The 1,801-nt window shown below is 37.7% G+C and carries 1 protein-coding gene; it reads left to right on the top strand.

The features are described 5' to 3' along the window. Nucleotides 1-1,525, top strand: a 1,525-nt coding sequence (gene glmS, locus DEF52_RS05975; RefSeq protein ID WP_237357378.1) for a glutamine--fructose-6-phosphate transaminase (isomerizing), incomplete at its 5' end; no start/stop codon positions are given. Nucleotides 1,526-1,801 lie beyond the last annotated feature (276 nt).

The following is a 1,801-nucleotide window of genomic DNA, read 5'->3' as shown; positions in this document are numbered from 1 at the left end:
TAATTCAGCGATCTTACCCGATTTTATAATACATTCTAACACTTTTTTCCTTAACTTAATGGCAGTGATGTCATTCCATACTGACACTGACACAGAGATCATACCAAACATGCTAACCTTATATCTTGATGAAGGATTGTCGCCAGTTGATTCTCTATTTAAGTGTTTAAACAACCTACACGGCTCATTTGCCTTGGTCTTATTATTTGCAGAATATCCAGACGCCTTATTTGTTGCGAAGAGAAATTTGCCTTTAGCAATAGGCTATAACTGTAACACAGTGTTTGCTGCATCTGACTCTAATGCTTTAAGTGCATTTGTGGAAAAAATATCGCATTTGGAAGATGATGACATTGCAGTGATAAAATCTAGTGGAGTTAGTATATACAACAATGGTACACAAGTTAAACGCAGTATAGAAAATAGTAGTCCAAGTGATTTTCTAATTAGCAAAAATGGTTACCCTAGCTTCATGTTAAAAGAGATTTTTGAGCAACCTTGTGCATTAAACAAAACAATAAACCAATTTTACAAGCAATATAAAGAGGTCAACAAAAAATTATTCTCTGAACTGAATCACATTACTATAGTTGGATGCGGGTCATCTTATTTTGCTGGGCTAATAGCAAAGTATTGGCTGGAAAATGTCGCTCAAGTTCGAGTATATCTAGAAATCTCATCAGAATTTAGGTATAGCAACGTCAAGCTGGAAGAAGGCAGCATTGGGTTATTTATCTCTCAATCTGGCGAAACTGCAGATACCATAGAAGCGCTGCGTTATGCGAAATCACAGAAGCAAACAATCATAAGTATAACTAATACATTTAGCAGCAGCATTGAAAAGATCTCAGATATTGTGTTACATACTCTTGCTGGGCCAGAAATTGGTGTTGCTTCAACAAAAACCTTTTCTGCGCAACTTGCAACTTTAGCATGCTTTGCCGTGGAGCTTGGAAAAATAAAAGGTATACTGGGTGGAGAGAGAATAAAACAGCTAAGCAGTGCTATCAATTCTATTCCCGAGTATGTTGAGCACGTTTTGAATGTGATGAAAATACAACATATATCGGGCAGTATATTAGAACACAATAACGTTATTTTAATCGGCAGAGGAAGTTCATACGGAGTTGCAATGGAAGGCGCATTGAAAATAAAAGAGCTTTCATATATCAATACAACTGGTATTGCAGCGGGAGAAATGAAGCATGGTTCTATTGCTTTAATAGACTCTACTGTGCTTGTTATAGCAATTATCCCTTATGATGATTTATTCTTTAAAACGCTATCTAATATACAAGAGATTATTGCAAGAAAAGGCAAAGTAATTGCCTTCAGTGATAAACAAGGAGCGCCATTCCTAAGGGGAGTTTGCGCAGATGTGGTGCAACTTCCAGACACTGATAATTTTATCTCTCCAATCATCTACAGTGTTGCTATGCAATTCCTTGCTTACTTTACTGCAGCAAAAAAAGGGTTAGATGCAGATTGTCCAAGAAATTTAGCTAAGTCTGTCACGGTTGAGTAGTCCATTTAAAGTTAAAGCTAAACTTCTAATAAGGTAACCAGACTGCATTCTGTGATTTTTAGCAAAACACGATACACAATCGTCATTCCGCTACTAGTTAGCGGAATCTATGCCGAGATACCGCGGCGGTATGACGGTTCGCGGTGGTATGACGGTTAAGTAATTCGTCATCCCGCTGCTTGTTAGCGGGATCTAGAGATACCGCGGCGGTATGACGGTTCGCGGCGGCATAGCTATCTTCAAAAATATGGTTGAATAATTGTTAATAATAGTGTA

This window comes from Wolbachia endosymbiont of Nasonia oneida, assembly GCF_009012935.1.
In the GTDB taxonomy this organism is placed as follows: Bacteria; Pseudomonadota; Alphaproteobacteria; order Rickettsiales; family Anaplasmataceae; genus Wolbachia; species Wolbachia pipientis.
Note: the sequence above shows the minus strand (reverse complement) of the source record. Positions and strands in the feature narration are given on the sequence as shown.